Source organism: Rhodococcus sp. ENV425, assembly GCF_002887785.1.
In the GTDB taxonomy this organism is placed as follows: Bacteria; Actinomycetota; Actinomycetes; order Mycobacteriales; family Mycobacteriaceae; genus Rhodococcus; species Rhodococcus aetherivorans.
Window position 1 is genome coordinate 1 of sequence record NZ_PCZU01000230.1, and the last position, 6,739, is coordinate 6,739.

Sequence of the window (6,739 nt, forward strand, 5' to 3'; positions counted from 1 at the left end):
CTGCGGCTCGATGTGGGGCAACGTCCGGTCCAGCTCGAGCGCCTCGGGCCGTGCCACACCGCCGGGGACCTCATCGCGCACGTGTCGGACGCCGGCATCGTGTTCGCCGGCGATCTGCTGTTCATCGGCTCGACCCCGATCCTGTGGCACGGGCCGCTGGAGAACTGGCTCGCCGCGATCGACCGGCTGCTGGCCCTGGACGCGGACCTCTACGTGCCCGGTCACGGGCCGCTGTGCGGACCCACGGAGATCCGCGAGTTGCGCGCCTACTGGGTGTGGCTCGAGCAGGCCGGCCGGGAACAGTACGCGCGCGGCGCCGGGCCGCTCGAGGCGGCCCGGCAGCTGGTGCGGGATCCCGAATTCGTCCGGTGGGGCGACTGGATCCACCCGGAGCGGATCGTCCTGAGCCTGAGCACGCTGTTCTACGGGTGGGACGGGCATCCGCCGGCGGCGCCGACCGTCGTGCGACGGGCGCGGGCGTTCGCCGACGCCGAGACGCTGCTGCGCGAGTTGTCCGCGAAACGATGAAGGGCCCGCCGGTAGGGCGAGCCCTCCCCCGGGCCTATTCGAACTCGGAAGCAGCCGGTTCGCCGAGAGGTGCCGGTTTGGGAGCAGCCGGCACCCACCCCCTCAGGGGCTGGACGACACCGGCATAGAACGAGTCGGTGGAAGAGGTCACGCTGGTGATGAATCCGGCGGCAGTTCCCGACCGTCGGCCTCCCATAGGGAAGCCCTGCTGAAGGGTGAAGCTGACGATCCGGCCGTCCCTCCCCTCGGTGAGGATCTTGGAATCGGCACGGACGGCGTCGAGATGCTCGCAGGCTTCGTTTCCGCGCTCGGAGAAGACTGCTTCCACTTGGACATCACCCGGTGCGTCCTTCAGTTGCCTCAGCAACCAGGACAATCGACGTGCCGAAGTGCCTTCGTCAGGAGCATCGATGGTGGTCCGGCAGCGGACACGGTTGGTGCGGAGATCGGCCACTACCACGAGATCACCGGCTGTTTCCGGAATACGGAGAAGGGCCTCGAGAGTCCCCTCGGACGCCAGCTTTTCTGCGAAGTAGGCGTTTCGTGCACTCGGGTCGTTGTTGTATCGCCGAGGTAGAACGTGTTTGACCGTCACTCCCAATTCAGCGGTCAAACGAAGCGCAAGATGCCGCGCCAAGGACACCCACGTGTCCGCCACTGCTGCCGCCTTCTTGTCGCCCGCACGCAAAGTTCCTGACGCGACGGCATCTCGGACCCCAACCCAATGGCGTCCCATGTCGACGAACTCGGCCGCACCGGACCGGGGGTGGTCCAGGTAGCGAAGAAACTCACCGAGAATCCACGCCTGCAGCGCATCGTCGACACCGCCGTGGGACAGAAGCATGCGAGCTTCGTGCGCTACCTCCGACCAGGACAGATGCCGCAGGGCCACCTTGGCGAGTTTGCGGCGGTCGACCTCGATGGGAAGCTCTCCCGCACTGGCAGGAATGTCGTTCGAAAGACTCACGACGACGTCGTACTTGTTCTTCCGCGCGACATCGAGATAGTTCTCCAACTGTTCCCGTCTGAGCTTGCCGTTCCCCGTCTTGACCTCGAGCAACGCGGTCCAGAGTTTGGCGCCACGCGACACCTTCAGCACGGCGTCGGGAATCACCTTCGACTCGCCCTGGGCGTACTGCACTTCGCAATAACCCTCGAACGCACCTGCCGGCGCCCCGACTCGGGAACAGATGGCACGGGCGAAAGGACGTACCGCCTGCATAGCCGCAACAAGCGCGGACGTTGCCCTGCGTTCCTGCTCTTCGCCGCTACCCACTCCAGCTACGGAGAAGAGTCGCGCAGGTTGCCAGGCGTCGTGCTCTGCGAGCTTGAAATCGATCGGCTTCGCCTTTGTGACAACTCGCCTGGTGGTTCGTACGCCGCGCCGCTTCGCTGAAGGTGCGGCGGATGTGCCGGCGTGGTCCTCGATGACATCCGCGACCGGAGCGGTCGGTGCCTCCCCGGCATCGGTGTGAGCGGAGTCGCGCACTGAGACGGTGTCACCGGCGTCGTGCGACGGTCCCCCCGGTTCCTCGTCGATGTCGACGCCGAAATCCGTCGCGAGCGCGGACAGACCGGAATCCCATCCTTGCCCGACAGCACGGACCTTCCATTCGCCGTTGCGCCGATAGATCTCCCCGAAAACGAAGGCAGCTTCGCTGGTCGCGTCTGCGGTCACGTACTCCGCCACCGGATGCCCTGCAGGGTCGACCACTCGCAGGGTGAGCTTGCCCAGGTCTCCGAATCTCCCGGTACCGAGGCTTCCCGCGAGCGCCACCGTGTGTACGTCGGCGGGCACGTCCGAGAGAACGACAGCGATCCGCGCCTGCGCTCCTTCTTCGGTTGTACTCGTGCCGAGGAACCGTACGGACCCGTCGGCGGACTCCGGCTGGTTGTAGAAGACGAAGTCCGCGTCCGAACGTACCTTTCGTTCGGAGCCGAGCAGCAGCGCCGAAGCGTCGACCTCGACCTCCGATTCGACCCACCCGACGACCACGTCGATCTGCGACAGGTCACTCGGCAGAGTGATGTTCTGTCCCTTGGACAGAATCGGAGATGTCACGGCAAACCCCCTGAGTAGTCGGCATCGTTCCACCCGAAGGGGTGAACCTCTGAAGGGATCGCTGTCGGCCCGATATTCGTTGCAGCCGAATGCCACCATCGGGCGCGATGGTGCTACTTGCGGCCCGGGGCCCAGTTCATGCCCCAACCGTAAGCACGATCGAGGTCGGACTGGCTGCCGTCGACGTACTCGACGAGCCGCGAGACGCTGATCTCGCGGCCGGTGTTCTGCAGCATCGCGATGGCACAGATGCGTGCGCCATTGTTCGGCGAGTCGAGGCGCACCTCGATCTGCGGTCCGGAGGGCGGAGTGAGGGTGACGACACCGTCCACGGCAGCCCAGTTCGGGGCGCCCTCGTAAATCATCGCGAAGATCAGGATCCGCCGGAATCGTTCGGGTTGGCCCAGGTCGATGCGCATGGTCTCACCGCCGGATACGGCGCCGGTCCGGTCGTCGCCGTCGAGTGCGATGAACGGGGGTTTCTCCAGCGCACCGAAGCTGTTCCCGAGGGCCTGGACGACGCCCTTGGAGCCGTCGGCAAGCTCGTAGAGGCAGGCGAGGTCGAGGTCGATGCCGCGGCCCGTCGCGCCACCCGTGAGCTTGGCGAGGAACCCCTGCTTCCGTGGGGCCGGGGATCCGCCCTGGGACCAGTTCAGGTTCACCTGGGTGATCCCTCGCTCCGCTCCGGACTTGGCGAGGCCGACCGTCGGAGCGGCCTTGGTGAGGCTGATCTTGCTCAGGCCGACTCCGCCCTGCTTGTCGCCGGGGTTCTTCGAGGGTCGGGTGTAATCGATTGCCATGGGTAAGACCTTTCCCTGGATACGAAGATGGGAACCCTCGATCGCTCGAACCGATCGAGGATTCCCATCGAAGTCGTGCGGTCAGGCGGCGACGGTCGCCTTCGCCTCCTGACGATTGCGGCGGATGCTGCTGGCGAACGCGGCACCGATGAGCGCGACCCCCACGAGACCCGTGACGATCTCGTTCACGTGATGGCCGATCGAGTACAGCAGGATGAACGCGAGCGCACCGATCGCCCAGTGCGCGCCGTGCTCGAGGTAGCGGTACTCCGAGAGGGTGCCCTTGCGGACGAGGAACACCGTGATCGAGCGGACGAACATCGCGCCGATGAAACCGAGGCCCAGGGCGATGATGATCGGGTCCGAGGTGATGGCGAACGCGCCGATCACGCCGTCGAAGGAGAACGACGCGTCGAGCACCTCGAGGTAGAGGAACAGGAAGAACCCGGCCTTGCCGGTGGCCTTGGCCAGCTGGGTGGGCCCGCCCGTCGGCTCTTCCTCTTCCTCGGGGATGTGGAACAGCTCGCCGAGCCCGTTGACGACGATGTAGGTGATCATGCCGAGCACGCCGGCGATCATCACGGTGGAGACCTTGTCCTCGGGAGCGAGGATCGTGGCGGTCAGCACCAGCAGCACCGAGGCGGTGACGACCTCGAGCTGGTCCAGCTTGCCGGCCCGCGCGAGCGGACGCTCGAGCCAGGCCAGCCACTTGATCTCGCGTTCCTCGAAGATGAAGTTCAGGAACAGCATCAGCAGGAACATGCCACCGAACCCGGCGATCTGCGGGTGGGCGTCGGTGATGATGGTCTCGTAGCTGGGGCTGCCGTCGGGGAAGTACGCGGCGTCGTTCGGCGGCGGGTTCAAGGCGAGGTCGAGTGCCTCGATCGGACCGAGGCCGGAGGCGATCCACACGATGAGCAGCGGGAAGATCAGCCGCATGCCGAACACGGCGATGAGGATGCCGATGGTGAGGAAGATCTTCTGCCAGAATTCGCTCATCCGCTGCAGCACGGTGGCGTTGATGACCGCGTTGTCGAACGAGAGCGAGACCTCGAGGATGCCGAGGATCGCGGCGAGGAACAGGGCCTGGGGTCCGCCGTAGAGGAAGGCGACCACCAGGGAGACGACGGTGACGGCAAACGATATGCCGAAGATGCGCAGAACCACGAAGCGTGGCCTTTCTGTCTGGATCGGGGCGGTGCAGGGTGGTTACTGCAGCAAATTATCGGTGAACCAAGGAAAGCGGCCCCCGGCGACGAAGCCGGGGGCCGGATCCGGAATCCGGATGCGACGTCAGACGTTGACGCCGTAGTCGCGGGCGATGCCCGCCAGGCCGGACGCGTAGCCCTGGCCGATGGCGCGGAACTTCCACTCCGCACCGTGCCGGTACAGCTCACCGAAGACCATGGCGGTCTCGGTGGAGGCGTCCTCCGACAGGTCGTAGCGGGCGAGCTCGTTGCCGTTGGCGCGGTCGACGACGCGGATGTACGCGTTGCGGACCTGTCCGAACGACTGGCTGCGGGAGTCGGCGTCGTAGATCGAGACCGGGAAGAAGATGCTCTCGATGTTGGCCGGCACGGCGCTCAGGTCGACGTTGACGACCTCGTCGTCGCCCTCGCCCTCGCCCGTGCGGTTGTCGCCGATGTGCTCGATCGAGCCGTCCGGGGACTTGAGGTTGTTGAAGAAGACGAAGTGCTGGTCCGAGACGACCTTCTTGTCGGCGCCGGTCGCGATCGCGCTGGCATCGAGGTCGAAGTCGGCACCGGTGGTGCTGCGGATGTCCCAGCCGAGGCCGACGGCCACGGCGGTGAGGTTCGGCGCTTCCTTGGTGAGGGAAACATTGCCGCCCTTGGTCAAGCTGACGCCCATGCGGGGTCCTTTCGATCTGTCGGTCCGGACGAGGTGCCCGGGCGGGCACGCCCGATTTGCGCGTGTCACTCCACCCTAATAGCTGTTCCGCGCCGACGCCCCATGCTCGAGGCGCGCGCACGGGGCCGAACCGCGCGGACCAGTACCATTCGGGGCGTGGCGAGCCGATGGACGCGCCGCCTCTTCGCGGTGGGAGCACCGACGATCCGGTGGCCCGTGGCGCCTACGACGCGATGGTCGCCGCGTTCCTCGACATGGACCGCCGCCAGTCCGTCGCCGAGGCCGCCGTCACGGCCTCGCACGACCTCGCGCCGCAGCGCGGGCTGCGCCGCGAGTGGGAGCCCGTCCGCGAAGCCTGTTACCGCGCGGCCGAGACGTACCTGCACCTCGCCCGCACCGAACCGACCGATCCGCTCGCTCCCGCCCCGGCCTACGAACAGGCTCTGCAGCAGATCGGTCTCGCCACCCGCACCCTCGACCAGTTCTACGATCGCCACCGCGCACACCTCGAGCATTCGGTCGCGGTGGCACAGACCGTCCCGCAGCTCGCCCGGCAGGTCCGCACCGAGGCGCAGGCCGCGGCGGCGCTGGTGGACGCGCCCGAGCACGCCGCATACGCCGACTACCCGTCCGTGCGGGCCGCGGCGAACGCGCTCGACGCGGAGGTCCGCGCCCTGGATTCGGCGGTGGGAACCGGCGCCGTCCGAACGGCGGCACGGCGGGCCGAGGAGGCGGCCATCGCCCTGCGTCGCGCCCTCGCGCAGGCGCCGGACAAGGCCGAGTCCGCCCGGAAAGCTGTGGCATCCGTCACCACCCGCCTGTCGGCGGTCCGCACCCGCGCCGAGAGCCTGGCGCCGGCGTTCTCGGCCCTGCTGCGCGAGTTCAACGCGGCCAGCTCCGCCGACCTGTCCGGCAACGAGCGCGCCGCCCGCGAGTTCCTCGACCGGGCCGACGCCGACGTGACCGCGGCGCGAACGGCTTCGGCCGGGAACCGGCCCGAGCAGGCGCTCGAGCTGACCGCGGCGGCCCGGGCATCGCTCACCCAGGCGGAACGCTACGTCGACGCCGTCACCGAGCGGCTGTCCGTCCTCCGCGCGGTCCGCCGTGATCCGGCCGCGAAGGTGGAGCAGGTACGGTTCCGTCTGCGCGACGCGCAACAACTCGCGGTGCAACGGGGGTTGACCGCAGAATGGGGATCGGTGCTCGACGCGCAGCTCGATCGGATCGACAGGGCAGTCGGTTCGCTCACCGGCGTACACCCCGACTACTGGGCGTACGTCCGAGAGCTCGACGCCGTTTCGCGCTTCATCGCCGGCGTGGTGCAACGAATGAGAGGACGAACGGAAGAGGCATGAGTGGGGGAACCTTCGCCGATATGCGCACGATGCACCATTTCCACCACATGGACCGCGCGACCCGGGACACGCTGTTCCTGCATCCGCCGCAGGCATTCTCCGATGCCGACGAGCGCGATCGGCTC

At 67.3% G+C, this 6,739-nt stretch carries 6 protein-coding genes; 2 read left to right on the forward strand and 4 right to left on the reverse strand.

The window, feature by feature from the left end:
• Positions 1–528, forward strand: a 528-nt coding sequence (locus CQZ88_RS19785; protein ID WP_146034337.1) for an MBL fold metallo-hydrolase, incomplete at its 5' end; no start/stop codon positions are given.
• Positions 529–562: 34 nt separating this feature from the next.
• Here CQZ88_RS19785 and CQZ88_RS19790 read toward each other — a convergent pair.
• From CQZ88_RS19790 to CQZ88_RS19805, 4 genes are all read right to left on the reverse strand, one after another.
• Positions 563–2,590, reverse strand: coding sequence for a TerD family protein (locus CQZ88_RS19790; protein WP_006941730.1), 2,028 nt, complete (start codon positions 2,588–2,590; stop codon positions 563–565).
• A gap of 113 nt (positions 2,591–2,703) precedes the next feature.
• Positions 2,704–3,390, reverse strand: a complete 687-nt coding sequence (locus CQZ88_RS19795) for a hypothetical protein (protein WP_006941731.1) — start codon at positions 3,388–3,390, stop codon at positions 2,704–2,706.
• Positions 3,391–3,471: 81 nt separating this feature from the next.
• Positions 3,472–4,557, reverse strand: coding sequence for a DUF475 domain-containing protein (locus CQZ88_RS19800; RefSeq protein WP_006941733.1), 1,086 nt, complete (start codon positions 4,555–4,557; stop codon positions 3,472–3,474).
• A 126-nt stretch (positions 4,558–4,683) separates the two neighbouring features.
• Complete coding sequence (locus CQZ88_RS19805; protein ID WP_006941734.1) at positions 4,684–5,259, reverse strand: TerD family protein; 576 nt, start codon at positions 5,257–5,259, stop codon at positions 4,684–4,686.
• 233 nt (positions 5,260–5,492) lie between these two features.
• Between CQZ88_RS19805 and CQZ88_RS19810 the strand changes: the two genes are divergently transcribed.
• Positions 5,493–6,614 (forward strand): hypothetical protein, encoded by a 1,122-nt coding sequence (locus CQZ88_RS19810; RefSeq protein ID WP_044476232.1) that lies wholly within the window; start codon positions 5,493–5,495, stop codon positions 6,612–6,614.
• Positions 6,615–6,739: the final 125 nt, after the last annotated feature.

What these genes read in the sequence shown, in the direction of transcription:
- CQZ88_RS19805 (WP_006941734.1), bottom strand. Translation starts at nt 5,259, where the DNA reads ATGGGCGTCAGCTTGACCAAGGGCGGCAATGTTTCCCTCACCAAGGAA.
- CQZ88_RS19795 (WP_006941731.1), bottom strand. Translation starts at nt 3,390, where the DNA reads ATGGCAATCGATTACACCCGACCCTCGAAGAACCCCGGCGACAAGCAG.
- CQZ88_RS19810 (WP_044476232.1), top strand. Translation starts at nt 5,493, where the DNA reads ATGGTCGCCGCGTTCCTCGACATGGACCGCCGCCAGTCCGTCGCCGAG.